The 25,663-nt window shown below is 67.7% G+C and carries 21 protein-coding genes; 9 read left to right on the top strand and 12 right to left on the bottom strand.

Going from position 1 to position 25,663, the window contains the following annotated elements:
- Positions 1–88 precede the first annotated feature (88 nt).
- Positions 89–646, top strand: a complete 558-nt coding sequence (locus EPA99_RS17105; protein WP_206733795.1) for a DUF924 family protein — start codon at positions 89–91, stop codon at positions 644–646.
- Positions 647–1,234: 588 nt separating this feature from the next.
- Here the strand turns inward: EPA99_RS17105 and grxD are convergent.
- Positions 1,235–2,164: a Grx4 family monothiol glutaredoxin gene (gene grxD, locus EPA99_RS17100; protein WP_129472462.1), complete on the bottom strand. Its 930-nt coding sequence runs from the start codon at positions 2,162–2,164 to the stop codon at positions 1,235–1,237.
- Between the two features lie 56 nt (positions 2,165–2,220).
- Here grxD and EPA99_RS17095 point away from each other — a divergent pair, with 56 nt between their 5' ends.
- Both EPA99_RS17095 and EPA99_RS17090 read left to right on the top strand, forming a co-directional pair.
- Positions 2,221–3,000: a polysaccharide deacetylase family protein gene (locus EPA99_RS17095; protein WP_129472461.1), complete on the top strand. Its 780-nt coding sequence runs from the start codon at positions 2,221–2,223 to the stop codon at positions 2,998–3,000.
- 236 nt (positions 3,001–3,236) lie between these two features.
- Positions 3,237–5,354, top strand: coding sequence for a TonB-dependent siderophore receptor (locus tag EPA99_RS17090; protein ID WP_241688442.1), 2,118 nt, complete (start codon positions 3,237–3,239; stop codon positions 5,352–5,354).
- 52 nt (positions 5,355–5,406) lie between these two features.
- On the opposite strand, the gene EPA99_RS17085 is transcribed toward EPA99_RS17090, so the two are convergent.
- The 3 genes from EPA99_RS17085 to EPA99_RS17075 form a co-directional block, all read right to left on the bottom strand.
- Positions 5,407–6,078 (bottom strand): class I SAM-dependent methyltransferase, encoded by a 672-nt coding sequence (locus EPA99_RS17085; RefSeq protein WP_164978692.1) that lies wholly within the window; start codon positions 6,076–6,078, stop codon positions 5,407–5,409.
- Positions 6,079–6,181: 103 nt separating this feature from the next.
- Positions 6,182–6,805: an SGNH/GDSL hydrolase family protein gene (locus EPA99_RS17080; protein ID WP_129472458.1), complete on the bottom strand. Its 624-nt coding sequence runs from the start codon at positions 6,803–6,805 to the stop codon at positions 6,182–6,184.
- A 19-nt stretch (positions 6,806–6,824) separates the two neighbouring features.
- Positions 6,825–8,105, bottom strand: a complete 1,281-nt coding sequence (locus EPA99_RS17075; RefSeq protein WP_129472457.1) for a pyridoxal phosphate-dependent aminotransferase — start codon at positions 8,103–8,105, stop codon at positions 6,825–6,827.
- A gap of 163 nt (positions 8,106–8,268) precedes the next feature.
- Here EPA99_RS17075 and rsgA point away from each other — a divergent pair, with 163 nt between their 5' ends.
- A complete protein-coding gene (gene rsgA, locus EPA99_RS17070; protein WP_129472456.1) occupies positions 8,269–9,339 on the top strand; it encodes a ribosome small subunit-dependent GTPase A in 1,071 nt (356 codons plus the stop codon).
- 237 nt (positions 9,340–9,576) lie between these two features.
- Here the strand turns inward: rsgA and EPA99_RS17065 are convergent, their stop codons facing one another.
- Positions 9,577–10,539 carry a LysR family transcriptional regulator gene (locus tag EPA99_RS17065; RefSeq protein ID WP_129472455.1) on the bottom strand — a complete coding sequence of 321 codons (963 nt, stop codon included), beginning with the start codon at positions 10,537–10,539 and terminating at the stop codon, positions 9,577–9,579.
- Between the two features lie 115 nt (positions 10,540–10,654).
- Between EPA99_RS17065 and aceB the strand changes: the two genes are divergently transcribed.
- The 4 genes from aceB to EPA99_RS17045 all read left to right on the top strand — a co-directional run bounded on the left by aceB (position 10,655) and on the right by EPA99_RS17045 (position 16,917).
- Positions 10,655–12,301: a malate synthase A gene (aceB, locus tag EPA99_RS17060; protein WP_129472454.1), complete on the top strand. Its 1,647-nt coding sequence runs from the start codon at positions 10,655–10,657 to the stop codon at positions 12,299–12,301.
- A 110-nt stretch (positions 12,302–12,411) separates the two neighbouring features.
- Complete coding sequence (gene aceA / locus EPA99_RS17055; RefSeq protein ID WP_129472453.1) at positions 12,412–13,719, top strand: isocitrate lyase; 1,308 nt, start codon at positions 12,412–12,414, stop codon at positions 13,717–13,719.
- A 598-nt stretch (positions 13,720–14,317) separates the two neighbouring features.
- Positions 14,318–15,130 (top strand): alpha/beta fold hydrolase, encoded by an 813-nt coding sequence (locus EPA99_RS17050; protein ID WP_241688441.1) that lies wholly within the window; start codon positions 14,318–14,320, stop codon positions 15,128–15,130.
- Positions 15,131–15,420: 290 nt separating this feature from the next.
- Positions 15,421–16,917 carry an N-acetylmuramoyl-L-alanine amidase family protein gene (locus EPA99_RS17045; RefSeq protein ID WP_129472452.1) on the top strand — a complete coding sequence of 499 codons (1,497 nt, stop codon included), beginning with the start codon at positions 15,421–15,423 and terminating at the stop codon, positions 16,915–16,917.
- A 307-nt stretch (positions 16,918–17,224) separates the two neighbouring features.
- On the opposite strand, the gene EPA99_RS17040 is transcribed toward EPA99_RS17045, so the two are convergent.
- From EPA99_RS17040 to EPA99_RS19095, 3 genes are read right to left on the bottom strand one after another with little or no spacing between them, the layout of a single operon-like run.
- Entirely contained in the window at positions 17,225–18,739 is a 1,515-nt protein-coding gene (locus EPA99_RS17040; protein WP_129472451.1) for a YifB family Mg chelatase-like AAA ATPase, read from the bottom strand.
- A gap of 14 nt (positions 18,740–18,753) precedes the next feature.
- Entirely contained in the window at positions 18,754–19,026 is a 273-nt protein-coding gene (gene ubiK / locus EPA99_RS17035; RefSeq protein ID WP_129472450.1) for a ubiquinone biosynthesis accessory factor UbiK, read from the bottom strand.
- Between the two features lie 55 nt (positions 19,027–19,081).
- Complete coding sequence (locus EPA99_RS19095; RefSeq protein WP_277751653.1) at positions 19,082–19,216, bottom strand: hypothetical protein; 135 nt, start codon at positions 19,214–19,216, stop codon at positions 19,082–19,084.
- On the opposite strand from EPA99_RS19095, the gene EPA99_RS17030 reads away from it, so the two are divergent.
- Positions 19,203–19,541, top strand: a complete 339-nt coding sequence (locus tag EPA99_RS17030; RefSeq protein ID WP_129472449.1) for a P-II family nitrogen regulator — start codon at positions 19,203–19,205, stop codon at positions 19,539–19,541. The two genes, EPA99_RS19095 and EPA99_RS17030, sit on opposite strands and share 14 nt — an antisense overlap.
- Positions 19,542–19,610: 69 nt before the next feature.
- On the opposite strand, the gene EPA99_RS17025 is transcribed toward EPA99_RS17030, so the two are convergent.
- From EPA99_RS17025 to speE, 4 genes are all read right to left on the bottom strand, one after another.
- Positions 19,611–20,267 carry a BUD32 family EKC/KEOPS complex subunit gene (locus EPA99_RS17025; protein WP_129472448.1) on the bottom strand — a complete coding sequence of 219 codons (657 nt, stop codon included), beginning with the start codon at positions 20,265–20,267 and terminating at the stop codon, positions 19,611–19,613.
- Positions 20,268–20,607: 340 nt separating this feature from the next.
- Positions 20,608–22,896, bottom strand: coding sequence for a TonB-dependent receptor (locus EPA99_RS17020; protein ID WP_129472447.1), 2,289 nt, complete (start codon positions 22,894–22,896; stop codon positions 20,608–20,610).
- Positions 22,897–23,026: 130 nt separating this feature from the next.
- Positions 23,027–24,133: a glycerophosphodiester phosphodiesterase gene (locus EPA99_RS17015; protein ID WP_206733794.1), complete on the bottom strand. Its 1,107-nt coding sequence runs from the start codon at positions 24,131–24,133 to the stop codon at positions 23,027–23,029.
- A 550-nt stretch (positions 24,134–24,683) separates the two neighbouring features.
- Complete coding sequence (gene speE / locus EPA99_RS17010; protein ID WP_129472446.1) at positions 24,684–25,544, bottom strand: polyamine aminopropyltransferase; 861 nt, start codon at positions 25,542–25,544, stop codon at positions 24,684–24,686.
- Between the last annotated feature and the right edge of the window lie 119 nt (positions 25,545–25,663).

Genomic DNA, 25,663 nt, shown 5'->3' with positions numbered 1-25,663 from the left:
TTAACAAGCGCCGGATCGCACAGGCTGACAGCGCCGATGCGCGCGCCTGACTACCCTGCACGGACTTTCTACTTGAAGGACTGCACCCATGAGCTCATCCGAATCCAGCTTGCCCAGCGCGCACGAGGTGGTGCAGTTCTGGCAGGACGCCGGCCCGCAGGCCTGGTTCGAGAAGAACCGCGCCTTCGATACCGCTTTCGCCCAGCGCTTCCTGCCCGCCCACCACGCCGCGGCGCGGCGCGAGCTGGAGCACTGGCTGGACACGCCGGAAGGCGCGCTGGCGCTGATGATCCTGCTGGACCAGCTGCCGCGTAACGCCTTCCGCGACAGCGCGCACAGCTACGCCACCGATCCCCTGGCGCTGCACTATGCGCAGCGCGCCGTGACGGCCGGCCACGACGTGCAGATCGTGCCGGCGCTGCGGGCCTTCCTGTACCTGCCGTTCGAGCACTCGGAAGACCCGACGATGCAGGCGCGCTCGGTCGAACTGTTCACCGCCCTGGGCGAGGCCGAGGTGCTCGAGTACGCCCTCGCACACCAGCAGGTCATCGTCCGGTTCGGTCGCTTCCCGCACCGCAACCGTGCGCTGGGCCGCGAGAACACGGCCGAAGAGCAGGCGTGGCTCGAGGCCGGTGGCGGCTTTTGAGCGCCCCTCGTGACTAGGCCTGCCAGCTCGCGCAGCCCGCGGCGGCCAAGGCCGCCATCCATCTCACCGCGATGGTGGATGAAAAAGCGTCATCCACCCTACGGCTGGCTTGATCTACCGCGTGCTCACGGTCCGATTTCACGGAGCTGGTGGATGAAGGCTCCTCACCCGCCCACGTAGGGGGGACAACGCGAAGCTTGTCCACCATGCCGCCGGTTGCGATGGCGCTTGATACACCGACATACCCGCGCCGACGCTTTACCGAGGTGGTGGATGAAAAAGCGTCATCCACCCTACGGCTGGCTTGATCTACCGCGTGCTCACGGTCCGAGTTCACGGAGCTGGTGGATGAAGGGTCCTCACCCACCCACGTAGGGTGGACAACGCGAAGCTTGTCCACCGAGGGGCCGGTTGCGATGGCGCTTGATACACCGACATGCGCGCGCCGACGCTTTACCGAGGTGGTGGATGAAAGAGCGGCATCCACCCTACGGTGCGCGTGCATGCCGGCTGGGGTTTGAAGGCGATGTCCCACGAAAAAGCCGGCCACGTGGGCCGGCTTTTTCGTGATGCGTGGGCGCGGGCGGATCAATAACGCGCCACGTTCGGATCCACATCGGTGGACCAGGCGTCGATGCCGCCGGTGACGTTGAACACCTTGGTGAAGCCCAGGGCCAGGAACTCCTCGGCCGCCTGCTGGCTGCGACCCCCGTGGTGGCACAGGAAGGCCAGCGAGGTGTCCTTGGGCAGGGCTTCCAGTTCGGCGCGGCCGTTGCCGTCGAAGGTCTTGAACGGCACGTTGACCGAGGCAATGGCGCGCTCCTCGGCCGGGCGCACGTCCACCAGCAGCAGCTTGTCCGCGCGCACGTGGGCGTCGGCGTCGGTCACGCTCAGGGCCTGCACCGGCTTGGGCGCCAGCGGCAGGTCGATCGCCAGGCCCTTGCCGCGGATGTCGTCCACCCAGTCGATCACCGCGCCTTCGGCCCGGCGCGCGCTGGCCAGGTCAAACTGGATGCGCACGCCGTTGGATTCGGCAGCGATCGCGTTGGGGTCGTGGGCCCCGATCTGGAAGTTCGGCTGGAACTGCGGGCTGACCGCCAGCACCAGGGCCGCGCCGCGGCCGGCGTCCTCCACAGCGTTGAGCAGCATCTCCGCCGCCGCCGGGGTCACGGTGATCTGCGGCGGGCTGCGGTCGGGCATCTGCACGCCCAGCAGGCCGGCCAGCTCACCGGAGTTGGTCATCTGCTCGATGATGTCGCTGCCGCCAACCAGTTCCCCGTCGATGTACAGCTGCGGGATGGTCGGCCAGTCGCCATAGACTTTGATGCCCTCGCGGATCTCCTGGTCGGCCAGCACGTTGACGTGGGCGAAGTCAACGCCCAGCGTCGACAGCGCGCCGACCGCCTTGGCCGAGAACCCGCACTGCGGCATGCTCGGCTGGCCTTTCATGAACAGCACGACGCGGTTGGACTGCAGCAGGGATTCGATACGCGAACGCAGGGCGGGGTCGAGGGACATCGGGCTCACCAGCTCAATAAGAAAGGAAATTCTACGCGCGTGGCATCATGCGCGGCATGTCGCCGGACGCAACGCTGAATCGTGTGCCACGCCGACCCCATCTGAGGTTGGGGCTGCTGGCCGCATCGCAAGTGGGGGTGCTGCTGCTGTGGTGGCAGGCCGGCTGGGAGGTGGGCCTGCCCGCCCTGCTGGCCTCTCACCTGGCGGTGGTGTGGTCCACACTCAATCCGCGCTCGCAGCTGTTCTGTCCGGCGCTGTCGCGGCTGGACCCGGCCGGCCAGGCGGTGTGGCTGACCATCGACGACGGCCCCTCGCAGGACACCCCGGCGATCCTGGACCTGCTGGACGCGCACCAGGCCAAGGCGACCTTCTTCGTGGTGGGGCAGCGCGCCCGCGCGCACCCTGAGCTGGTGCGGGAAATCCTGCGGCGCGGGCATGAGCTGGGCAACCACAGCGACAGCCATCCACAGACCGCCTTCTGGCGGCTGGGCCCGGGCCAGCTGGAACACGAGATAGCCGCCAACCAGCGCACCCTGACCGAGCTGGCCGGCCGCCCGCCGCGCTGGTTCCGCTCGGTGGTGGGCCACACCAACCCCTTCATCGCCCCGGTGCTGGCGCGCCACCGGCTGACCCGGGTGGCCTGGAGCGCGCGCGGCTTCGATGGCGTGGACTGCACCCCGGAGCAGGTGCTGGCGCGGATCGAGCGCGACCTGCGCCCCGGCGCCATCGTGCTGCTGCACGAGGGCGCGCGCCACGGCCACAATGTCGAGATCCTGCGGCGCGTCATGGCGCTGCTCGCCGCCCGCGGCCTGGCCGCGCGTCTGCCGGGCGGTTGAGCGGCAAGCCCGGTCCCTGCGACCCCCCAGGTCGTTGCGCCTGACATTGTTGACAGCGTGTTGCGGTGCCACCAACATGCGCGCCCAGCAAGCCCGCGTGCCTACCGCACCCCAGCGCCAGCCGGCCGTCGATGACGGCACTCGACCCTTCGGCTCATGAGGCGCTTTCGATGTCTACCCGTTCCGTCGACGCGCAAGCGCGCGTTGCAGCACGTCCGCTGCGTTGTCCTCCGACGTTGCGCCGTTCGCTGCTGGCACTGGCGTGCGTGGCGCCGGGCGCGGTGCTTGCCCAGACCAGCGGCAACGCGCCGGTCGAGCTGGACCATCTGCGCGTGGAAGGCCATCGCGATGCCAGCACCGAGGGCAGCGACTCCTACACTGCCGGTGTGGCCCGCAGCTCGGCCAAGCTGGACCTGTCGCTGCGCGATACGCCGCAATCGGTGGTGGTGATCAGCCGCCAGCAGATCGTCGACCGCAACCTCCAGTCCTTCCAGGACGTGACCGACACGGTAGCCGGCTTCAACTCGCCGACCTGGGATACCGAGCGCACCTACATCAGCGCACGCGGCTTTGAAATCGACTACTACCGCGTCGACGGGATCCCCACCGAGTACACCGGTGACGTGCAGCAGAATCTGGCCATCTACGATCGGGTCGAGATCGTGCGCGGCGCCAACGGCCTGACCACTGGCGCCGGCAGCCCGGCCGCGTCGGTCGATCTGATCCGCAAGCACGCCAACCGCGATGGATTCACCGGCTCGCTCAGCCTGTCCGCCGGCAGCTGGGACCGCTACCGCGGCACGGCGGACGTGCAGTCGCCGCTCAATGCCGCCGGCAACGTGCGCGGGCGCGTGGTTGCCAGCTACGAGGACAAGGATTCGTTCCGCGACTACTACAGCAGGAGCTCGGGCCTGCTCTACGGCATCGTCGATGCCGACTTCGGCGCTGCGACCAGCGGCTACGCCGGCGTCAGCAAGCAGCGCAACGATGGCCGCGGCACCACCTGGGGCGGCGTGCCGGCGTGGTTCAGCGATGGCACGCGCACGCGTTTTTCGCGCTCGGACTCCTTCGCCCCACGCTGGGCCCGCGGCGTGGCCGACACCACCAATGCCTTCGCGGGCCTGACCCACCGTTTCGACAGCGGTGCGCAGCTACATGTCGAGTATGCGCGCCAGCGTTTCGAGACCGACTGGAAGTCGGTGCTGTACGGCTATTTCAGCTATCCGGACAGGACCACCGGCCTGGGCCTGGACAACAACTACGGCGGCGACTATCCCACCTACACCCTGCAGGACAGCCTGGATGCTTATGCCAGCATTCCTATGTCGTTCTGGGGGCACGAGCACGAAGTGGTGGTGGGTGCGACCTGGATGGATCGCAACGTCCGCAGTTGGTACAACGGCACCTCTGAGCCGTTGACGCCCGAAAGCGTCTACGACTGGACCGGCACCATGCCGCAGCCGGCCTGGACGCCGCTGGTGAAGGGCAGCGAGAACGACATCCGCCAGGTGGCCGTCTACGCCGCTGGCCGCTTCAATCTGCGCGATGACCTGAAGGCGATCCTCGGCGCCCGCGTCAGCGACTGGAAGAACAGCGACCGCATCACTCCGAGCAGCTCTTATGGCAAGCATGGCCGCACCACGCCCTATGCCGGCCTGATCTTTGACCTGGATGAGCACCACGCGCTGTATGCCAGCTACACCAGCATCTTCAGCCCGCAGGCCAATCGCGACCGCAACGGCCGCTATCTGGCCCCGCGCGAAGGCAACAACTACGAGATCGGCGCCAAGGGCGAGTATTTCGGCGGCGCGCTCAACGCGGGGCTGACGCTGTTTCGCATCGAGCAGGACAACGTGGCCGTGGCCGACCCCGGACAGGTCGTGCCGGGCACCACCGACCAGGCCTATCGCGCAGCCAGGGGCACGGTCAGCCAGGGCGTGGAATTCCAGCTGGACGGCGAACTGTCCGAGCAGTGGCGCATCAGCTTGGGCTGGGCGCAGTTCGATGCCAACGATGCCGACGGGGCGGACGTCAATCCCACCAGTCCGCGCCGGGAGGGCACGCTATTCACCACCTGGCAGACCGGGCCGCTGCGCCTGGGCGGCGGCGTGAGCTGGCAATCCTCCTTCTACGAGCGCGGCGTGGCCCCCGATGGCAACACCGCGCGGCTGGAGCAGGGCAGCGTGCTGCTGGGCAACCTGATGGCGCGCTACGACATCAGCCAGGCGCTTTCCGCACAGCTCAACGTGCGCAACCTGTTCGACCGCCGCTACTACGCCAACGTCACCTACCAGACCCAGTGGATCTACGGCGATCCGCGCGATGTGGAGCTGACGCTGTCCTGGCGATTCTAGGCAGGGGACCCAGCGGCGGCGCGCAGGGCGTCGCCGTCTGGCCGTGAGTGCATCAGCCGCGCTCGGCCACGATCAGCCAGTTGTTGAAGGGCGTGTTGCCATACAGCGGCGAGAACTCCGCGCGCAGGCCGGCATCGGCCAGCATCGTCTCCAGGCCCTCGCGCGTGGGATAGGTCTTGGGCACTTCCTGCATCCAGCCGGCCAAATGCGCCAGCAGGTCGGTGACCTTGGTGGTGCGGCCACGGCGGCTGTCATCGCCCAGGCCGCTGCGGATCACCAGCCGGGCGCCGGGCGTGAGTATCCCGGCCACGTGCTGGAGCATGCCGGCCTGCACCTCGTGCGAGAGGTACTGCAGCACATCGAGGATGGCCACGCTGCCCTGGTGTGTGGGCCAGCGCGCGCCCAGGTCCACCACCTCGAAACGGGCGCCGGCAATCCCGCTGCGCGCGGCGATCTGCTGCCCGCGGCGGATCTTGTCCGCATCGATGTCCACCCCGTAGTAGGCCAGCGTCTGGCCATCGGCGTGCAGCGCGTGGGCCAGCAGCCCCAGCCCGCAGCCCAGGTCCAGCACCGGCGCGGTGGTGCCGCGCAGCGCGGCCAGCACGCCCGGATACAGCGGGTCGGTGCGCAGCTTGGTCTGGGTGTAGTAGTAGTCGTAGCGGTTGCCCCAGGGCCGCTTGGGCAGGAAGGCGCGCGCGATGGACAGGGCCTGTTCGCGCGGCATGGGGCGGGTGGCGTCGCTCAACGTCGGTCCTTGGCGAAACTGCGAGTGCGCATGATAGGCCGTGCGGCGCGGGTTGCGCCCGCTGCGCGTGCTTGCCGTGCTGTCAGCCCAGCGCCTGGCGCGCGGCCGGCAGGGCGCGCGCGGTCCAGTGCGCATACATGGCCGCCGACGGATGCAGGCCGTCCTCGACCAGCATGCGCGCATCGGCGCCGTGTTCGCGGCTGACCGGGGTGATGTCGATGAAGGCCACGCCGCGTGCCTGGCAGGCTTCCCGGGCCACCGCATTGAAGCGGTCGATCTCATCGGCGATCCGCTCCGCATCGCGCCGCTGGCTGGTGGCGAAGGGCGTCACGCCCCAGTCGGGGATGGACAGCACCAAGACGTGGCCGGCAGCGCCACCGGCAAAGCCGATCGCCTGTTCCAGCAGCTGGCCGAACTGCACGCGGTACTCGTCCAGCGGGCGGCCGCGGTACTGGTTGTTGACGCCGATCAGCAGGCTCACCAACGCGAACGGGCCCTGTGGTGCGGCCTCGGCGATGCCGGCGGCCAGCTCGTCGGTGGTCCAGCCGGTGGTGGCGATCAGCTGCGGGTCTTCCAGCGCCAGCCCCTGCGCGCGCAGCGCATGGGCCAGCTGCACCGGCCAGCGGTCGGCCGCCTGCACGCCCTCGCCGATGGTGTAGGAATCGCCCAGGGCCAGATAGCGGGCGCCGAGTGCGTCTGCGGCCATCGCGCTTCGCCGTGGAGCTTCAGGCCGCGGCGTTGCGCGCGGCCGGCTTGATCGGCACGACCTTGGTCACCGCCTCGGCATGCCGCGACAGGGCCCGGTCGATGCGGCTGAAGACCTCGCGCATGCTGGCCGCCTCGGGCATCAGGGTGACCCGGAAGTGGTGGCGGTAGGGCACGTTGAAGCTCGAGCCCGGCACCACCAGCACGCCCTCGGTCTCCATCAGGTCCAGCGCGAAGCGGTAGTCGTCGAACTGCCTGGCCGCATCGCCCACGATGGCCGGGAAGGCGTACAGCGCGCCAGCCGGCGCCACCAGCTGCAGGTGCTCGCTGGCCTGACAGGCTTCGATCACCGCCCGGCGGGTCTCGTAGAGGCGGCCGCCAGGCGTGCACAGCGCGGTGATGGTGTCCGGGCCGTTGAGCGCGGCGTCCACCGCGTACTGGCCGGGCACGTTGGCGCACAGGCGCAGGGCGCCCAGCAGGTCCATGGCCTGGTGCAGCGGGGTGATCAGCTCGGTGGCCCCGGACAGCAGCGCCCAGCCCACCCGCCAGCCGCAGGCGCGGTGCACCTTGGACAGGCCGGAGAAGGTGATGCACGGCACGTCGCCGGCCAGCGGCGCCAGCGGCTCGAACCTGGCGCCGTCGTAGAGGATCTGGTCGTAGATCTCGTCCACCAGCAGCAGCAGGCGGTGCTTGGCGGCGATGACCACGATCCGCTGCAGCAGCTCGCGCGAGTAGGTCGCGCCGGTGGGGTTGTTCGGGTTGATCAGCACGATGGCGCGGGTGCGGCTGGACACCAGCGTCTCGATCTCGGAAGGATCGGGCTGGAAGCCGTTGGACGCATCGCACTGGTAATACACCGGGCGCCCATCGTTGAGGATGGTGGCCGCCGACCACAGCGGGTAGTCCGGCGAGGGCACCAGCACCTCGTCGCCCGGATTGAGCAGCGCGCGCAGCGACAGGTCGATCAGCTCGGACACGCCATTGCCGATGAACACCCGGTCCGGGTGCGCATGCGGCATGTTGCGGCGGGCGTAGTAGGCGGCCACGGCCTCGCGCGCGGCCGGCAGGCCCTGCTGGTGGGTGTAGGGGTCGGTGCGATCCATGTCGTCGGCGATCGCGTGCTGCAGGTGATCCGGCGCGCGGAAGCCGAAGGCCCCGGGGTTGCCGATGTTGAGCTTGATCAGCTTGCGGCCCTGCGCTTCCAGCTCACGCGCTCGACGGGCCAGCTCGCCACGGATCTCGTAACGGACTTCTGACAGGCGCTCGCGGGTGGCGAGGGGCTTGCTGGGCACGGAGGACATGGCACGCGGGGCTAGGGGAGGAAACGGCACCAGCATACGCCGGAAAGCCCTGGCCTGCGGGCGTTGCAGCCGAAACCATCAAGGAGGCAGACAGGCGCCGCGAAGCCCTGCGGACCCTGGCGCCGAACGCGGGCGTTGACCGCCACCCCGTAGAATCGCGGCCATGACAGAAGCGTTCGACGACGATGCCGCGCTGCGGGCGATTGGCTGGCCCTGGCCGGGCGCAGCGGAAGATGCCGCGTGGCAGGCGCTGTGCCAGGCCCACCCGCAGGCCGTGCCGGCGCGGGTGATCGAACAGCATCGCTCCGGGTACGTGGTGTGCCGTGGACCGGATGACGCCCTGCGGCCGGAGTCGCTGCCCGAATGGCAACGCCCGCGCTTTCCGGCGCACGAGCGCCCGGCGGTGGGCGACTGGGTGCTGGTGGAGGAGGCAAAGCGCATCGTCGCGCTGCTGCCGCGGCACACCGCCATCAAGCGTGCCGCGGCCGGCGAGCATTATCACCAGCAGGTGATCGCGGCCAATGTCGACGTGGTGTTCATCGTCTGCGGGCTGGATGCGGACTTCAACCCGCGCCGGATCGAGCGCTACCTGATGCTGGTGGGTGGCGGTGGCGCCGAGCCGGTGGTGGTGCTGACCAAGGCTGACCAGACCGAGTACGCCGCCGATGCCCTGGAAGTCCTGGCCGACCTGGCCGCGCAGCGCATCCCGCTGCGCACGGTCAACGCCAAGGACGCCGAGAGCGTGGCGCAGCTGCACGCGTGGCTCGGCCCGGGCCGCACCGCGGTGCTGGTGGGCTCTTCTGGCGCCGGCAAGTCCACCCTGACCAATACCCTGCTGGGCAGCGAGCGCATGAAGACCGGCGCGGTGCGCCAGACCGACTCGCGTGGCCGGCACACCACCACCCACCGCGCGCTGATCCCGCTGCCGTCCGGCGCCTGTCTGATCGACACCCCCGGCATGCGCGAGCTCAAGCCCACCGGCGAGGAGGACCTGGCCGAAGGCGGCTTTGCCGACATCGAGGAGCTGGCCACCCACTGCCGCTTCCGCGACTGCTCCCACCAGGGCGACCCGGGCTGCGCGGTGCAGGCCGCGATCGATGCCGATGAACTCGACCCGGGCCGGCTGGCCAACTACCTCAAGCTGCAGGAAGAAGTCGCCACTGCCGCGGCCAAGCTGGCCAAGCGCGTGGCGGAGCAGCAGGGGAAGGTGGGGCGCCGGCCTAGGAAGAGGTGAGGAGTAGGGCGAGGAGTGAGGAGTGAGCTGGATCGAGGCGTGAGTGGTAAAACGAGGAGTGAGGAGTGAGCGAAAAGCAGAGCAGGCTTGCGCGGGCTGCTTTCAAGCGCTCAGCCGCTCCCACAGAAGCAGTCTTAGCCAAGGCGGTGTCTGAGGTGACGCTCTCGGACCCAGCGGCCAAAGAAAGCGCTGTGCCCTTACTCACTCCTCATTCCTCCGCGCTCACTCCTGCTCTACTCATCGCTCCGAATCCCCGCCCTCATCATGGTCGCGCGGATGAAACAGGTCCGGCCGGATCAGCCCGATGAAGGCGCGCGCCTGCGGTGAGAGGAACTTGCCCCGCCGCACCACCACCCCGTAGCTGCGCGAGGGGAAGTACTCGGCCAGCGAGCGCGCGGCCAGCTTGTCCTGGTCGGCCTCGGTCAGGCAGATCGAGCTGACGATGGACACGCCCATGCCCATGGCCACGTACTGCTTGATCACCTCCCAGCCGCCGACCTCCAGCACCACCGTGTAGGGCACGCGCGCCTGCTGGAACACCAGGTCCACCAACCGATACGTGACCTGCCGGCGTGGCGGCAGGATCAGGCCGTGCGGGGAGATGTCCTGCAGCGTCAGCTTCTTCTTCACCGCCAGTGGGTGATCGCGCGGGGTGATCAGCATCGGCTCGAACTGGTAGACCGGCTCATAGCTCAGGTCGCCGGGCACATCCAGCATCGAGCCCACCGCCAGGTCCACGGTGTCCGCACGCAGCAGGTCGGTGCCGTCGGCGCTGATGGCCGGGTGCAGGGTCAAGCGGACGTCGGGGTGGTGCCGGCGGAAGGCGTCGACGATGGGCGGCAGCAGGTAAAGGATGGTCGAGCTGTTGGCCGCGATGTTGAGCTCGCCGGCATCCAGCCCGCTGACCTTGTCGCGAAACGCCACCGGCAGGGCGTCCAGGCCCTCCACCAGCGGCTGGGCCAGCTCGTAGAGCACCTCGCCCTCGCGGGTGGGCAGCAGGCGGCGGCCGCTGCGCTCGAACAGCGGCGTGCCCAGCTCCCGTTCCAGTGCCTGCAGCTGCAGGCTGATGGCGGGCTGGCTGACGTACAGCGCCTCGGCCGCACGCGAGACCGAGCCCAGTCGCACGGTCTGGCAGAACGCGCGAAGTGGCTTGAGCCTGTCGGATTTGTAGGGAAATCGCGGGGTTACGGGGTCTGTCAAGATCGGGCGGAGCTAATTATGAGGTTGGCTTATACGTTTCATTGATAAAACTGCTTTGTCAAATAAGTCGCTTGGCGCGCACCTTGAAACCCTGCCATCGCAGGAGATCACGCCCATGTCCGCCCACGCTTTCGCCGTCCCCGCCCGTGCAACCCTGCCGGGGCGCCCCACCCCCGGGATCGCCCTCACCGCCGCCGCGCCCGGCCAGGATGCGCTGCTGCCACCGGCGGCGCTGGCCCTGTTGACCACGCTGCACCGGGCCATCGAGCCGCTGCGGCAGGCGCGGCTGGCTGCCCGGGTGCAGCGTCAGGCGTTCTTCGACGGCGGCGGACTGCCCGACTTCCGCGCCGACACCCGCGAGATCCGCGAAGGCGACTGGCGCGTGGCGCCGATCCCGGCGGCGCTGCTGGATCGCCGGGTGGAGATCACCGGGCCGACCGATCCGAAGATGGTCATCAATGCCCTGAACTCCGGCGCCAAGGTGTTCATGGCCGACTTCGAGGATTCCACGTCCCCGACCTGGGCCAACCTGCTGGCCGGCCAGCGCGCGCTGGCCGAGGCGGTGGCCGGCACGCTGCAGTTCGACGCGCCCGCCAGCGGCGATAAACCGGGCAAGCATTACGCACTCAAGCCCGAAGGCGAGCGGGCGGTGCTGATCGTGCGCCCGCGCGGCTGGCACCTGGACGAAAAGCACGTGCTGGTGGACGGCGCGCCGCTCTCCGGTGCGCTGTTCGATGCGGCGCTGTTCGCCTTCCACAGTGCCCGCACCCTGCAGGCCAAGGATCGCGGCCCGTACCTCTACCTGCCCAAGCTGCAGTCGATGGAGGAGGCCGCGCTGTGGGAGACCGCGCTGTCGCACCTGGAGGCCAGCCTGGGCCTGCCGCTGGGACAGATGAAGGTCACCGTGCTGATCGAGACGCTGCCGGCCGTGTTCGAGATGCACGAGATCCTGCACGCGCTGCGCAACCGCATCGTCGGGCTGAACTGCGGGCGCTGGGACTACATCTTTTCCTACATCAAGACTTTCCGCGCGCACCCGGACAAGGTGCTGCCCGAGCGCGGCCAGGTGACCATGACCCAGCCGTTCCTGAAGGCCTACTCGGAGCTGCTGATCCAGACCTGCCACCGCCGTGGCGCCCATGCCATGGGCGGCATGGCCGCGCAGATCCCGATCAATCACGATGAGGCCGCCAACGAACAGGCCATGGCCCGCGTGCGCGCGGACAAGTTGCGCGAGGTCACGGCCGGACACGATGGCACCTGGGTGGCGCATCCGGCGCTGATCCCGGTGGCCCAGGCCTTGTTCGATGCGCACATGCCGCAGCCCAACCAGCACCAGGTGCTGCGCGAGGACGTCCAGGTCGGCCGCGACGAGCTGATTCGCCCGCCGGCCGGCGCCATCACCCGGGCGGGCTTCGAAGGCAACGTCGAGGTCTGCGTGCGTTACCTGGCGGCCTGGCTGGACGGCAACGGCTGCGTGCCGATCCACTGGCTGATGGAGGACGCGGCCACCGCGGAAATCTCGCGCGCCCAGCTGTGGCAGTGGCTGCACACGCCCGGCCTGCACCTGGACGATGGCACGGCAATCGACCTGCGCCTGCTGGAGGCCGCCCTGCACAAGCTGCCGGCCACGCTGGGCGATCGCGGCAAGCTGCCCGGTGGCGCCAAGCTCGATGCGGCCATCGCCCTGCTCGACCGGCTGAGCCGCAGCGACACGCTGGCCGAGTTCCTCACCCTGCCGGCCTATGCCTTGATCGACTGAGGGCCGGCCACCGGGCCCTCACTCGCAACTGCCTTCAGGCGCCCGCGTTGCAGGCGCCGCGGCACCGCTTTGCCTCACGCCACCCCTCACCGACACCACGGAGAACCACCATGCGCACCACGCTGCCGACCGCTGAACAGATCCAGCAGGACTGGGACACCAACCCGCGCTGGAAGGGCATCACCCGCAACTACACCGCCGCCGATGTGGTGCGCCTGCGTGGCACCGTGGCGGTGGAGCACTCGGTGGCCAGGATCGGCGCCGACAAGCTGTGGGGCTATCTGCAGAACGAGGACTTCATCAACGCCCTGGGTGCGCTGACCGGCAACCAGGCCATGCAGCAGGTCAAGGCCGGCCTGAAGGCGATCTACCTGTCCGGCTGGCAGGTGGCCGCCGATGCCAACCTGGCCGGGCAGATGTATCCGGACCAGTCGCTGTACCCGGCCGACTCGGTGCCGGCCGTGGTCAGGCGCATCAACAACACGCTGCTGCGCGCCGACCAGCTGTACCACGCCGAAGGCGACGACAGCATCGACTTCCTGCAGCCCATCGTGGCCGATGCCGAGGCGGGCTTCGGCGGCGTGCTGAACGCCTTCGAGCTGATGAAGGCGATGATCGAGGCCGGCGCGGCCGGCGTGCATTTCGAGGACCAGCTGGCCTCGGTCAAGAAGTGCGGGCACATGGGCGGCAAGGTGCTGGTGCCCAGCCGCGAGGCGGTGGAGAAGTTGAACGCCGCGCGCCTGGCGGCCGACGTGATGGGCGTGCCGACCCTGCTGATCGCTCGCACCGATGCCGAGGCCGCCGACCTGCTGACCAGCGATGTCGACCCGGTCGATCAGCCCTTCACCACCGGCGAGCGCACGGTCGAGGGCTTCTACAAGACCCGCAAGGGCCTGGAGCAGGCCATCAGCCGCGGCCTGGCCTATGCGCCGTATGCCGACCTGATCTGGTGCGAGACCGGCAAGCCGGACCTGGAGTTCGCGCGCGCTTTCGCCGAGGCCATCCACGCCAGGTTCCCGGGCAAGCTGCTGGCCTACAACTGCTCGCCCAGCTTCAACTGGAAGAAGAACCTGGACGACGCCACCATCGCCCGCTTCCAGCGCGAGATCGCCGGCTACGGCTACAAGTTCCAGTTCATCACCCTGGCCGGCTTCCACAGCCTGAACTACTCCATGTTCAACCTGGCCCACGGCTATGCGCGCAACCAGATGAGCGCCTTCGTGGAGCTGCAGGAGGCCGAGTTCGCCGCCGCGTCCAAGGGCTTTACCGCGGTCAAGCACCAGCGCGAGGTGGGCACGGGCTACTTCGACCAGGTGACCCAGGCCATCCAGCAGGGCCAGTCCTCGACCACGGCGCTGACCGGGTCCACCGAGGAGGAGCAGTTCGCCCCCAACGCTGCGGTGAGCCGGGCCGCCTGAGGCTGGTGCGGAAAGCGGCGATGCGCGATCCCTTCTCCTGCGCGCGGGGGAGGGGGCCTGATCGGGGATGGGAGAAAACGCCCGCGCATGGCCGGGAGCAGTGGCCTGGCTGGCCAGGCCACTGCTGTCGAAGCACAGCCCGAATCCCGTGATGCTGAAGGCACGCGAGGGCGGCGTGCCAGACGTTCTTGCGTGCGGGAGAAGGGAGTGGGTGAGCAGTTTCGATGTGGCGAATGCCCATCGCATCTGGGATGACCTGCTTGTGTGAGCAGGCGTTGATCAGGAAGGCAGCCGCCAGGTGTCTGTGGCCCCTTGGTGCCCCTCCGAAGCGCGGGTCCGCGCGGCCGTAGTGCAGGACAGTCAACGAAAGCGTATCCCGATCTGCACCCACAGACCGGTCCCGCGCCGCCCGCATCCCTCGGGCTGCAGAGTGAACCGGGCTGGCTGCTTGGCCGCCCTTTCTTTCCTCGCTGCGATTCCACGGCGTGGGATTGCCGCCATAGCCGTGACGCGCCAGCGCTGGCACGCCGCGATGGCGCTGCTTAGCATCCTGTTCCTTTCGATGCGGAATGGCGGGCGTGGCAGCACAGGTGCGGACGTGACGGACAAGGCCAGGCTGAAGCGGCTGGGCGATGGCACGTTGATCGCCTACGCAAGCGCGGGCAGCGGTTCGCCCGTGGTCTGCGTGCATGGCGCGCTGTGCGACTTCCGTTACTGGGAGCCGCAGCTGCGCGGCCTGGCCGACCGCCATGAAGTGCTGGCGCCCAGCCTTGCCCACTACCACCCGCCGCTGCCGGACACACAGCTGCCCGCCTTCGGCTGGCGCCAGCACGCGCAGCAGGTGCTGGACTTCATCCAAGCCTGCGGCTTGGACCGCGCGCACCTGATTGGCCATTCGCGCGGCGCGGCGGTGGCCTGGCAGGCCGCGATCGCCCAGCCGCAGCGGGTGCGCAGCCTGACCCTGCTGGACCCGGGTGCGCCCCAGGAGGCCGGGCTGCCGGCGGAAGCCGAGGCGCTGCGCGCCCAGGCGCTGGCGCTGCTGGACGCTGGCGAGCGGGACGCCGGACTGGCGTGCTTCGTCGATTCGGTCAGTCAGCCCGGCGCGTGGAAGCGCAGCAGCGAAGCCTTCCGCAACATGGTGCGCGACAACGCCGCCACCCTGGCGCCGCAACTGGCCGACGCGCTGCCGCCATTCCGACAGGCCGATGCGCGCGCGCTGGAGCTGCCGGTGCTGCTGCTGGACGGCGCGCTCAGTCCTGCGCAATACCGCGACAACGCCGCAGCCCTGTCGGCCTGGCTGCCCGATGCGCGCCGCCACACCATCGCCGGCGCCTCGCACGGCATGACCTTCACCCACCCGCGCCGCTGCAACGCCTTGATCGGCCAGTTCCTGGCGGAGCACGAAGGCTAACGACCGCCGCCTTTCATGCTCGGCATCGGAAAAGCTCAGCTGCGTCATCGCATCGCGCCAGGGTTAGATGCCGATCGTGTCGCTCAAAAGACCGACTTGTTCAGGGGTTCCCTAGTGAGGTCGTTGACTTGCTGATTGGGGAATGGGATGGTCAACTTGAGACAAGCTCAAGTTCTTGGCACGCCACGGGAACTAATACAACCACCACGACGGATCATGTGGTTGCAAGGAGGAGCAGGGGACGTCGGCCTCACGTTTCTGAGGTCAATGATGACAGCAAAGGACGGTGCATGATGCACGCAAGGAAAGAGTCAACGTTTGTCGTTGCCGCATTAATATTTTTGGTGGGGGGTGTGCTCAGTTTTGGAGCCCTCGCCCAAGCAGGCGCTAATCCTGATCTTCCCAACCTCACCGCCAAGAATCGTGGTGCTGTAGCTCAGGAAATTGAGCCTGAGTTGCAAGCTTTTGTTGACGGGCAGAAGCGCATTGCAGGGCAAGCCAAACAGGTCCTAGTCAAAGTTACTCCAGACGCTGAAACAGGAGTGGTGTGGATTGACTTAGATGCGAGCTATCTTCCTAGAGGCGCAAGTGAGTTCACAGAAGATTTCGGCGAGCTGGTGAGAGAGGTTGAGAACGAGGGCTACGAGTTGCTTGGCAATGTTGTGAGGTTCAACTACATCAAAGTTAGGATTGGCGGTAAGGAGCTTCGAGAAATCTATCCGCCTGCGTACCTGAAAAAGCAGAGGGCGGCGGCCCTTGAAAACCAGGCTGTCGCGGCCCCTGTCGCCGGGCTCGTTGTGCTTAATCCGGGGCACGGGAAGTATCTGCATCATGCTGATGAAACATGGCGGTACCAGCGTCCAACCCCTTACGCGGGAACCACCAATGTCTACGAGGATACGGTAACGCCAGGCTACTCCTCTCGCTTGGCGAGTTACCTTGCTGACCGCAGCGCCTCAACGGTCACCAGCGTCAAGCATACCCGTGACATTACCAATACCACGCAAGATCCAGCAAGCGGATTGAGTTGGGCGGCGCTTGGGTCACGCTATTACTTAAAGCGAATTTATCCCGAGCTTGGCGCAACGATCTGGAACAAGTTCCCTAATGGTTCCCCCTCGCGTAAGCAGCCAGAGCGCTCAAACCTGCGCGAATATGATGATGACATTCGCTCCAGGCCGGAATACGCCAACTACATCAATGCAGAAACAATGATCTCCCTTCATACGGATGCTGCTGGTGCGACGGCCCGCGGCGCGACTGTAGTTACAAATCTGAGCGATCCAGCTTCCACCCAGCTAGCCAATAACATCCATTGCTACCTCAAAGAACAGATCACGCAACTCCCCGATTACGCGAGTTATCCCATTCGCGTGGGTGTTAGATCGGGTGATAGCTATGGCGAAGTGCGCGAAGCTGCGATGGCAACGGCACTTGTCGAGGTGGGCTTCCACAGCAATAGCGAGGATTCAGCTCTCCTTCGCAACTCAAGCTTTCGTGCGGCCGCGATGCGTGGGGTTGAGAAGGGATATCGAATGTACAAGGAGGGGAAAAGCTGTGCCCCGTTTTCAGTGGCATCCGTAGGGCCAGCGTCCGGTCCTAAAGGAACTAAAGTTCCGGTGTACTTCACGTACACAGGAGAACCGCGGGGGGGCATTGAAGGTGAACGTCGAAATCGTGCAGTGTGCAGACGGTTATACCTGCCGTGGAACAAAGGGTCGTACGGTTTCGCTCGTCGACGGCAAGCTGTACTGGACGTTCGGTTGTGGTTCCGGTGGCCCAAGTAGCGCGACGCACACGGTGAGTTCGAAGATCTACGACGCTGACGGGGTCTTCGCACCGGCAGTGGAATCAACTGTGACATGTAAGGTTGTGTAGCGTGGCTGCTTGACGTCTGGTCGGCAGTAAAGATTCTAAGAAAACGCCTCGTTATGTAGGTCTGTCGCTGTCCGCTCGATGTGTTATTAGGCGCAGAGGTGTGGCGATTGCCACACCTCTGCGTTCCTTACCTTCAGTGCCTTCGATGCACTGAATGAAAGTTGCCGAGTAGTAGAGAGTTTGGATCAAACGTTCGTCGCGCGCTGTGATTTGCGGCTACGCCGCATGCGCCTCACCGCGCTGGTCGATGCGGCGATAGCCCAGGGCTTCGGTCAGGTGTGATGTGTCGATCTGCGCTGCGCCGGCCAGGTCGGCGATGGTGCGCGAGACCCGCAGGATGCGCTGCATGGTGCGCGCGGAGAGCTGCAGGCGGTCGATCGCGCGTTCCAGCAACTCCTGGTCGCCCGGGGCCAGGCGGCAGCTGGCGAAGGTCTCGGATTGGCTCAGGTGCGCATTGAGCGCGCCGGCGCGCGCCAGCTGGCGTTGCCGCGCCAGGACCACGCGGGCGCGGATGGCTGCGCTGTCCTCGCCGGCGGGCGCGTCGGGCCGCAGCGCCTGCGAAGGCAGGCGTGGGACCTCGATCTGCAGGTCGATGCGGTCCAGCAGTGGCCCGGAGATGCGGCTGCGGTAGCGGTTGATCGCATCGCGGCTGCAGCGGCAGCGTCCGTTGGCATCGCCGGCCCAGCCGCAGGGGCAGGGGTTCATCGCGGCCACCAGCTGGAAGCGCGCGGGAAACTCCGCGCTGCGTGCCGCGCGCGAGACGGTGACCGTGCCGGACTCCAGCGGCTCGCGCAGCACTTCCAGCGCGCGGCGATCCCACTCGGTGAGCTCATCCAGGAACAACACGCCGTTGTGGGCCAGCGAGATCTCGCCCGGACGCGGTTGCGCGCCCCCGCCCACCAGGGACACCGCGCTGGCGGTGTGGTGCGGCGCGCGGTAGGGCCGCTGTCGCCAGCGCGCCGGGTCCAGCCCCTGTCCGCTGACCGAGGCGATGGCCGCCGACTCCAGCGCTTCGTCCTCGCTGGCTTCGGGCAGGATGCCGGGCAGGCGCGAGGCCAGCAGGGTCTTGCCGCAGCCGGGGCTGCCGACGAACAGCAGGTGGTGCCCGCCGGCCGCGGCCACTTCCAGCGCACGGCGCGCCTGCGCCTGCCCGCGCACATCGGCCATGTCCGGCAGCGGCACGGGTTGGACCGATTGCGGCTGGGCCGGCACGGGCTCGCGGGTGCCGTTGAGCGTGGCGCAGACCTCCAGCAGGGTGCGCGCGGTGCAGGCGTTGCCCTCCCGCGCCAGCGCCGCTTCGGCGCCGCTTTCGGCCGGCACCATCAGCCGTCGCTGGGCCGCCGCCGCTGCCAGGGCGGCAGGCAACACGCCATCGACCGCGCGCAGCTGGCCGGTCAGCCCCAGCTCGCCGATGAATTCCCACTCGGCCAGCGCCTGCCGGTCGATCTGCCCGCTGGCGGCCAGGATGCCCAGGGCGATGGGCAGGTCGAAGCGGCCGCCTTCCTTGGGCAGGTCGGCGGGCGCCAGATTGACGGTGATGCGGCGGGCGGGAAATTCGAACTGCGCGCACAGGATCGCCGCACGCACGCGGTCGCGCGACTCACGCACGGCCGCCTCGGGCAGGCCGACGATCTGCGTGCAGGGCAGACCACCGGACAGGTGCACTTCCACCCGGACCGCAGGTGCGCGCACGCCGGCCCGTGCACGGCTGTGCACCAGGGCAAGACTCATGGGGGAAGCTCCGCTTAGGAGGCGGAGGGATCGCGCGGGGCCGCGCTGCGCTCGGCTTCCAGCGCGGCGACGGTCTTCTCCAGCGCTTCGAGCTTCTCGCGGGTGCGCAGCAGCACCGCGCGCTGCACGTCGAATTCCTCGCGGGTGACCAGGTCCAGCTTGCCCAGGCCGCTCTGCAGGGCGGCCTTGAAGGTCTGCTGCAGCTCTTCGCGCGATTCGCGCAGGCCCGGCGGGACCAGGCTGGACAGGCGGCGGGCGAGCTCGTCGATGGGGTTCAGGTCGATCATGTTCGGGTCCTCTGGCGGTGTCCTTGAGCCTGGGCCAGGTCGGATCGGCAGGCCATCAGCGCAGGGCATGGCGCCGTGTCGGAAAACGCCGCATGTCCAGTGCGGCATTGAAGCCCACGCGCTGCATGCATGCAAGCGCGGTATCCTTCGCCGCAGACGTATCCAAGGGGAACGCGATGAAGATGGTCATGGCCATCATCAAGCCCTTCAAGCTCGACGATGTGCGCCAGGCCCTGGCCGAGGTCGGCATGACCGGCGTTACCGTCACCGAGGTGAAGGGCTTCGGCCGGCAGAAGGGACACACCGAGCTGTACCGCGGTGCGGAGTACATCGTCGATTTCCTGCCCAAGACCAAGCTGGAGATCGCCGTGCCCGACGAGCAGGTCGAGCGCGTGGTGGAGGCGATCGTCAAGGCCGCCGGCACCGGGAAGATCGGCGATGGCAAGGTGTTCGTCTACGCCCTGGACCAGGTCATCCGCATCCGCACCGGCGAGCTGGGCAACGACGCGCTCTAGGGCCGTCTGGACCCGACCGCGCCGGTTGCCGGCGCACACACGGGCGGCGCAGGGCGCCGCCGGCAGCGTTCAGGCCTTGGCCCAGCGATAGAACCGCTTCCAGCGCTCGCGCGTGGCGCTGACCCAGGTGGGCGGGGCCAGCAGCTCGGCGCGCGCACCGCCGAAGTGGCGGCCGGTCAGGCGCTTCTGGATGCGCAGGGCATTGGCCAGGTCGGCGCGACGGAACTCGCGCAACAACGGCAGGCGCAGCATCCAGCGCGGCAGGCGCAGGGCCGAGGCGTAGTCCAGCAGCACCAGGGTGCCGCCGGCGAGCATGAAGTTGGAGGTGTGCAGATCGTTGTGCAGGATGCCGTCGGCATGCAGCCGCGCGACCACCCCGCGTAGCTGGCGGAACAGGGACTCGGTGAGCATCTCGGCCTCGCCGCTGAGGGCGCTGCCGGCGACGAACTCCATGCCCAGCAGCAGGCCGGCCGAACCCAGCAACACCGGCGCATGCCGCCAGCCGCGCAGGCGCCGCAGGATGCGGGCTTCGCGCCAGACCAGCAGGCGGGCAGGCAAGGCCATCGGCGTGCCGCGATAGCGGCGGTAGTCCTTCACCACCACGGGCTGGCCCTGGTAAGGGGTGACATAGACGTCCGGTTCCAGGACGCGTTCGCCGCGCTTGAGCATGCGGGCGGAGATCGGAAGGTAGGACCCTTGGCGGGTCGGGATCAAAGAGGCGTTCATCACTGCTGTCCGGCCTGAAGATGACAGGCCAATTACTAAACCGTTTGTCTCGGCAACTAATTTTAACGTTTTTCCGACAGTCCGGGCGAGCGGTTGGCTGGACGGAGCGTTCCATTCATCGGGCGGGTCGGTGCTGAGCTCTCCGCAGAAACGAGAAACGAGAAACGAGGAACGAGAAACGAGGAACGAGAAACGAGGAACGAGTGAGAGCAGCCAGGCGCGCGCTTGTCTCGTTCCTCGTTCCTCTCCACTCGTTCCTGGCCCCAAGCGAACGCAAAAAAGCCGCGGCCCTGCCGGACCGCGGCTCAAGCAAGCCGCCTCAGACCGGGCGCCTGCCGCCCTAGAACTCGGCCGACAGGGTCAAGAACACCTGCCGCGGCGCGCTGGCATGGATGGCGTAGCGGGTCCCGGCCGGGTCGGTCGGCGCGAACGAGCTCAGCTGGCCGGCGTAGCGCTTGTCGGTCAGGTTGGTCACGTTCAGGGCCACGCGCAGGTTCTGCAGGCCCAGGCCGGCGCCGAAGTCGTAGCCGGTGCCGAAGTCGAAGGTGGTCACGCCCGGCACCGACTGGTCGTTGGTATAGGTGTAGTAGCGCTTGCCGGTGTACTTGCCGCGCAGGCTGACGTTCCAGCCGCCCTGGCGCCAGCTCAGCTCGCTGGAAGCCATCTGCTGCGGCGTGTCCACGGTGATCTTGCCGGCCACCGGCACCACCTCGCCGCCGGAGACGTAGTCGTCCTCGTAGGTGGTCCTGTTCCAGGACAGCGCGTTGTACCACTCCAGCCCCTGGACCGGCTTGAGGATGAAGGTCAGCTCCGCGCCATTGCTCTTGACCGAGCCGACGTTGATGAAGCGGGTGACGCACTCCGGACGCGTACCGACCTCGATGCTGGCGCAGGGATTGAGCGAGAGCAGGCGGTTGTCGAACAGCACGTGGTAGGCCGCCAGCGAGGCCTGGTAGGTATCGCCGAACACGCGCCAGCCGGCTTCGAAGGTGCGCGACTTCTCCGGCTGCAGTCCGGCACTGGCGGCGAAGGACGCGGGGGAGACCTGCAGCGGACCGCCGCTGCCACCGCCGACGAAGGCCGCGATGTTCTCCGCATAGGAGGCGAACACTTCCTGGCCCGGCGAAAGCTTGAAGCCCACGCCGGCCTGCGGCAGCACGTTCTCCTTGGCGATCAGGGTGCCGCTGGCGTATTGGGTCTCGGTACCGGGCTTGGCGAAGGCGGTCATCTCCGTGCGCGGGCTCTTCAGGCCGACATCGACGGTGAGGCGCTCGTCCAGGAAGCGCATGCGGTCCTGCACGAAGAACTGCCGCGTGCGGATGTCGAAATCCTGGTCGAACAGGCGCCGGTCGGGATGGTTGAGATAGCCATCGTCCAGGAACGGGCCATCGATCCAGTAGAAGTTGCGCTCGACGTTGTGGTCGTTGCGCTCGTACCACAGCCCGGCCTGCAGCTCGTGGATGCCCCACTGCCAGTTCAAGGCCGCGGTCAGGCCCTGGCGGTTGATGGAATAGTTGGTGGAGCGGATGGAGATCGGCAGCTCCTGCGGCGTGCCCGGGTTGGAGCGCTGGCCCGGCGCCCACCAGTGGCCCTGGCCGCGGTTCTCGTGGTGGTAGCCGAGCAGCTTGAGGTGGCTGGTCTGGCCCAGGGCGATGTCCGCATCCAGCGCGTACAGGTTGTCATCGCGCAGGGCGCGCGACTGGTAGTAGGCATCGTCGATGCTGTTCACGCCGCCGCTGAAGGCGCAGCGCGTCGCGTCGTAGGTGGCGGGCGCGCAGTAGGCGGCGGCCACGGCGCGGTTCCAGTCCGGCGCATAGATGTTCCAGTCCCAGCCCAGGCCGCGCGCCAGCATGCTCTTGGACAGGTAGGCGTAGTTGGCCTGGCTCACGCGCGAGGTGGCGGCGAAGGCGCCGAAGCGATGCTCGCCCACGTTCCACACCGCCTTGGCGTTGAACTGCCTGGTGGTCTGGTTCTGGTGCGGCGCGGCCCACATGTCTGCCTCCTGATGCACGCCGGAGACGTAGGCGGCAAAACCATTGAGGTCGCCGGTGTCCACGCGCAGGAAGCTGCGGTTCTGGCTGTCGCTGCCCACGGTCTGGGCGATGCGTCCGCCGAAGGTGCTGGCCGGGTCCTGCGAGAAGTACTGGATGGTGCCGCCAAGGTTGCTGGTGGACGCCACGCCCAGCGAGCCGATGCCCTCGGACAGCTCTACACCGGCCAGGTTCTCGGCAATCAACGCACGCGCGATGCTCAGGCCGTTGTAGTTGCCGTAGGCGTTGTCGCCCAGCGGGATGCCATCGAGCGTATAGCCCAGGCGGCTCTTGTCGAAGCCGCGCAGGCTGATGGTCTGCGACTCTTCATTGGCGCCGAACGGGTCGTTGGACTGCACCGACACGCCGGGCAGGCGGTCCAGGATCTTCTGTCCGCTGGTGCCGGGCGGCAGGACCTGCTTGTCCACCTCGGTGATGCGCTGGACCTGGCGGGTTTCGCCGGCGCCGATGACCGAGACCGCGTCCAGCGTGCGCGCGCTGTCGCTGCCATCGGGCGTATTGGTGGATGCATCCTGCGCATGGGCGTGGGCGGCGCTCAGGGCGAGCGCCACGGCGAGTGACAGCGGGCGAATGTGCATGGTGTTGGGGAGGAGCAGTGGGGGGAAGTGGCGATGCGCCGACAGCGCAGCGCTCGCGATCCCCCCCACCATGCAGGCCGAATATGAAATGCTTTTGACACCGCGCCGCAATCTGCCGCGCGGCTGCCCGCTAACGCCCGTCGACGGCCTTGCGCCCCAGCGCCGGGTCATCGGTGAAAAAGCCATCCACGCCCGCGTCGATAAAGGCGCGCATCTCCTTGACCGAGCCGTCTGCGTTGCGCGCAGCCTGGTCCTGGCCATGCTGCAGGTCCTTGGGCAGGAAGGCGTTCTCCGGACGAAACGTATACGGCTGCACCTGCAGCCCGGCGGCATGGGCGGCTGCGATGATCTCGTTGGGCTGGCCCAGTCTGCCCTGCGCATCCAGCGGCAGCAGCGTGCGCGTGGCCGGCCCCAGGATCTGCGCGTACTGGGCGATGGTCTTCAGGCCAGCCGGCGTGAGCATCTGGGCGTAAGTGGTCTTGCCGCCCGCGGCCATGACATCGCCGGGGCGCTCATCCGGCGCGCTGATCAGCTGCAGCAGGCGGATGTTGGGATGCGCGTTGCCCAGCAGCGCGTGCAGGCGCTTGAGGTTGTCCACCTCGAAGGACTGGATCACCACCGGCGCGCTGCGCGTGTACGCATGCGCCTGCAGCGTGGCCAGCACCTCGGCCTCCATCGCCAGGCCCTGCTGCTGGAAATAGGTCGGGTGCTTGATCTCGGGAATCAGCCCGATCACCCGGCCGCGCGCAGCCGCTTCGGCCGCGGTGAAGTCGATGAGCTCCTCCAGCGTCACGATCTGGAACTGGCCGTCGTAGGCGGTGCCGCGCAGCTGCGGCAGCCGCTCGCGTGCGCGCAGGGTCTTCAGCTCGGCCAGCGTGAAGTCTTCGGTGAACCAGCCGGTGATGGCATGGCCGTCGATGGTCTTGGTGGTGCGACGCGAAGCGAATTCCGGGTGGTCGGCCACATCGGTGGTGCCGCCGATCTCGTTCTCGTGTCGCGAGACCAGCACGCCGTCGCGGGTCGAGACCAGGTCGGGCTCGATGAAGTCGGCGCCATCCTCGATGGCCTTGGCGTAGGCGGCCAGCGTGTGCTCCGGGCGCAGCGCGCTGGCGCCGCGGTGGCCGATCACCAGCGGTCGGTCGGTCGGCAAGGGTTTCAGCGGGGTGGACTGGGCCATGGCGGAAAAGGACAGGGTCAGGGCCATGCAGGCCGTCAGGAACAGGCTCGATCGCAACATGCAGCACTCCGGAAGCGGGCGCCCGCGCGTCGCCGACGGGGCGGGTCATGACCTTGCAGCTTCGCGCCGGCCGGTGGCAAGTGCATGACAGGCATGGCGGTCACCTGCCGAGAAGACATGCAAACAGCAGGGGAGAGCGGCCTGATGGAACCTCGAACATGCGTGATCCGCTTCGCGGAGATGGTGGATGAAAGAGCGTCATCCACCCTACATCCGTTGGATGAAAGAAGCGCCGTCCACCCCATGTAGGGTGGACAACGCGAAGCTTGTCCACCAAGGCGGCTTTGAGCTGACACCGAAATGCCGCCATGCGCCTCGAACGCATCCCGTGGGAGCGGCTCCAGCCGCGAAGGGGCTAGCCCGTGAACGCATCTTCTCGGCTGAGGGCCCCAGCACCACCTCGAGCCGCTTCAACAGCGCAATGCACGCGGCTGATTGTGGCGAAGCGGTGCAAGCGCGTGGCCTTCGCATGCTCCCACGGCGCACAAATAAAGCCGCGCGGTGCACACCGCGCGGCTTTGGTTCATCGCAGCCAGGCAGCGGGCCGGACTCAGCCTTCGCCCAACGCCTTGGCCATGAACGGCGGGGACACCAGCACGCCGGTGTGCAGCGGCGCGGTGTAGTACAGCGTCTGAAAACCCTTGGCCGCCGCATCGGCCTGGCGGAAGGCGAAATCCGCGCCGGCGTCCTTGGAGGCGATGGTCACGCTCCACCAGCCGGTGGGATAGCACGGCTGCGGGAAGGGCAGGGTCTTGAACGACTGGAAGCCGGCCTTGCCCATCTCCGCGCGCATGTCGCCGATCAGGTCCAGCAGCGCCAGCGGCGACTCGGACTGCTGCACCAGCAGGCCATCGGGCTTGAGCGCCTTGTAGCAGCTCTCGAAGAAGGCCTTGTTGAACAGGCCCTCGGCCGGGCCGACCGGATCGGTCGAATCGACGATCACCACGTCCACGCTGCCGGCCGGCAGGTTGGCCATATAGGCCACGCCATCGTCGAACAGCAGCTCGGCGCGCGCATCGCCGTTGGATTCGCACAGCTCCGGGAAGTACTTCTCGGCCATGCGCGTGACCTGCTCGTCGATGTCGCACTGGGTCGCGCTCTCAACGCCCGGGTGCTTGAGCACCTCGCGCAGCGTGCCGCAGTCGCCGCCGCCGATGATCACCACCCGCTTCGGGTCCGGGTGGGTGAACAGCACCGGGTGGCTGATCATCTCGTGGTAGAAGAAGTTGTCCTTGGTGGTCAGCATCATCGCCCCGTCGATCACCATCAACTTGCCCCAGTCGGTGCTGTCGTAGATCTCGATCTTCTGGAACGGCGACTGCACCTGGTCCAGCTTGCCCTTCAGCCGGAAGCCAATGGCCGAGCCGGTGGGCTGGAAGTGTTCGATAAACCAGGAGTCTTGGGCGCTCATCGGCGGCGGTCCAGGTGAAAAAGGGGGCGCAATTGTAGCCCACGCCCTGTTGCGGTCCTGGGGCATTGGCTTAGCATCCACGGCCGGGGAGGTTCACGACAGGGGTGCAGGATGCAGTC

The sequence above is a fragment of the Pseudoxanthomonas composti genome (genome assembly GCF_004122095.1).
GTDB lineage: Bacteria > Pseudomonadota > Gammaproteobacteria > Xanthomonadales > Xanthomonadaceae > Pseudoxanthomonas_A > Pseudoxanthomonas_A composti.
The sequence above is the reverse complement of the archived record's forward strand: the minus strand, read 5'-3'. Positions and strand labels throughout refer to the sequence as shown.

Coding starts and splice junctions, on each gene's coding strand:
- EPA99_RS17105 (WP_206733795.1), top strand. CDS start 89: ATGAGCTCATCCGAATCCAGCTTGCCCAGCGCGCACGAGGTGGTGCAG.
- grxD (WP_129472462.1), bottom strand. CDS start 2,164: ATGTCCCTCGACCCCGCCCTGCGTTCGCGTATCGAATCCCTGCTGCAG.
- EPA99_RS17095 (WP_129472461.1), top strand. CDS start 2,221: ATGTCGCCGGACGCAACGCTGAATCGTGTGCCACGCCGACCCCATCTG.
- EPA99_RS17085 (WP_164978692.1), bottom strand. CDS start 6,078: ATGCCGCGCGAACAGGCCCTGTCCATCGCGCGCGCCTTCCTGCCCAAG.
- EPA99_RS17080 (WP_129472458.1), bottom strand. CDS start 6,805: ATGGCCGCAGACGCACTCGGCGCCCGCTATCTGGCCCTGGGCGATTCC.
- EPA99_RS17075 (WP_129472457.1), bottom strand. CDS start 8,105: ATGTCCTCCGTGCCCAGCAAGCCCCTCGCCACCCGCGAGCGCCTGTCA.
- rsgA (WP_129472456.1), top strand. CDS start 8,269: ATGACAGAAGCGTTCGACGACGATGCCGCGCTGCGGGCGATTGGCTGG.
- aceB (WP_129472454.1), top strand. CDS start 10,655: ATGTCCGCCCACGCTTTCGCCGTCCCCGCCCGTGCAACCCTGCCGGGG.
- aceA (WP_129472453.1), top strand. CDS start 12,412: ATGCGCACCACGCTGCCGACCGCTGAACAGATCCAGCAGGACTGGGAC.
- EPA99_RS17045 (WP_129472452.1), top strand. CDS start 15,421: ATGATGCACGCAAGGAAAGAGTCAACGTTTGTCGTTGCCGCATTAATA.
- EPA99_RS17040 (WP_129472451.1), bottom strand. CDS start 18,739: ATGAGTCTTGCCCTGGTGCACAGCCGTGCACGGGCCGGCGTGCGCGCA.
- ubiK (WP_129472450.1), bottom strand. CDS start 19,026: ATGATCGACCTGAACCCCATCGACGAGCTCGCCCGCCGCCTGTCCAGC.
- EPA99_RS17030 (WP_129472449.1), top strand. CDS start 19,203: ATGAAGATGGTCATGGCCATCATCAAGCCCTTCAAGCTCGACGATGTG.
- EPA99_RS19095 (WP_277751653.1), bottom strand. CDS start 19,216: ATGACCATCTTCATCGCGTTCCCCTTGGATACGTCTGCGGCGAAGGAT.
- EPA99_RS17025 (WP_129472448.1), bottom strand. CDS start 20,267: ATGAACGCCTCTTTGATCCCGACCCGCCAAGGGTCCTACCTTCCGATC.
- EPA99_RS17020 (WP_129472447.1), bottom strand. CDS start 22,896: ATGCACATTCGCCCGCTGTCACTCGCCGTGGCGCTCGCCCTGAGCGCC.
- EPA99_RS17015 (WP_206733794.1), bottom strand. CDS start 24,133: ATGTTGCGATCGAGCCTGTTCCTGACGGCCTGCATGGCCCTGACCCTG.
- speE (WP_129472446.1), bottom strand. CDS start 25,544: ATGAGCGCCCAAGACTCCTGGTTTATCGAACACTTCCAGCCCACCGGC.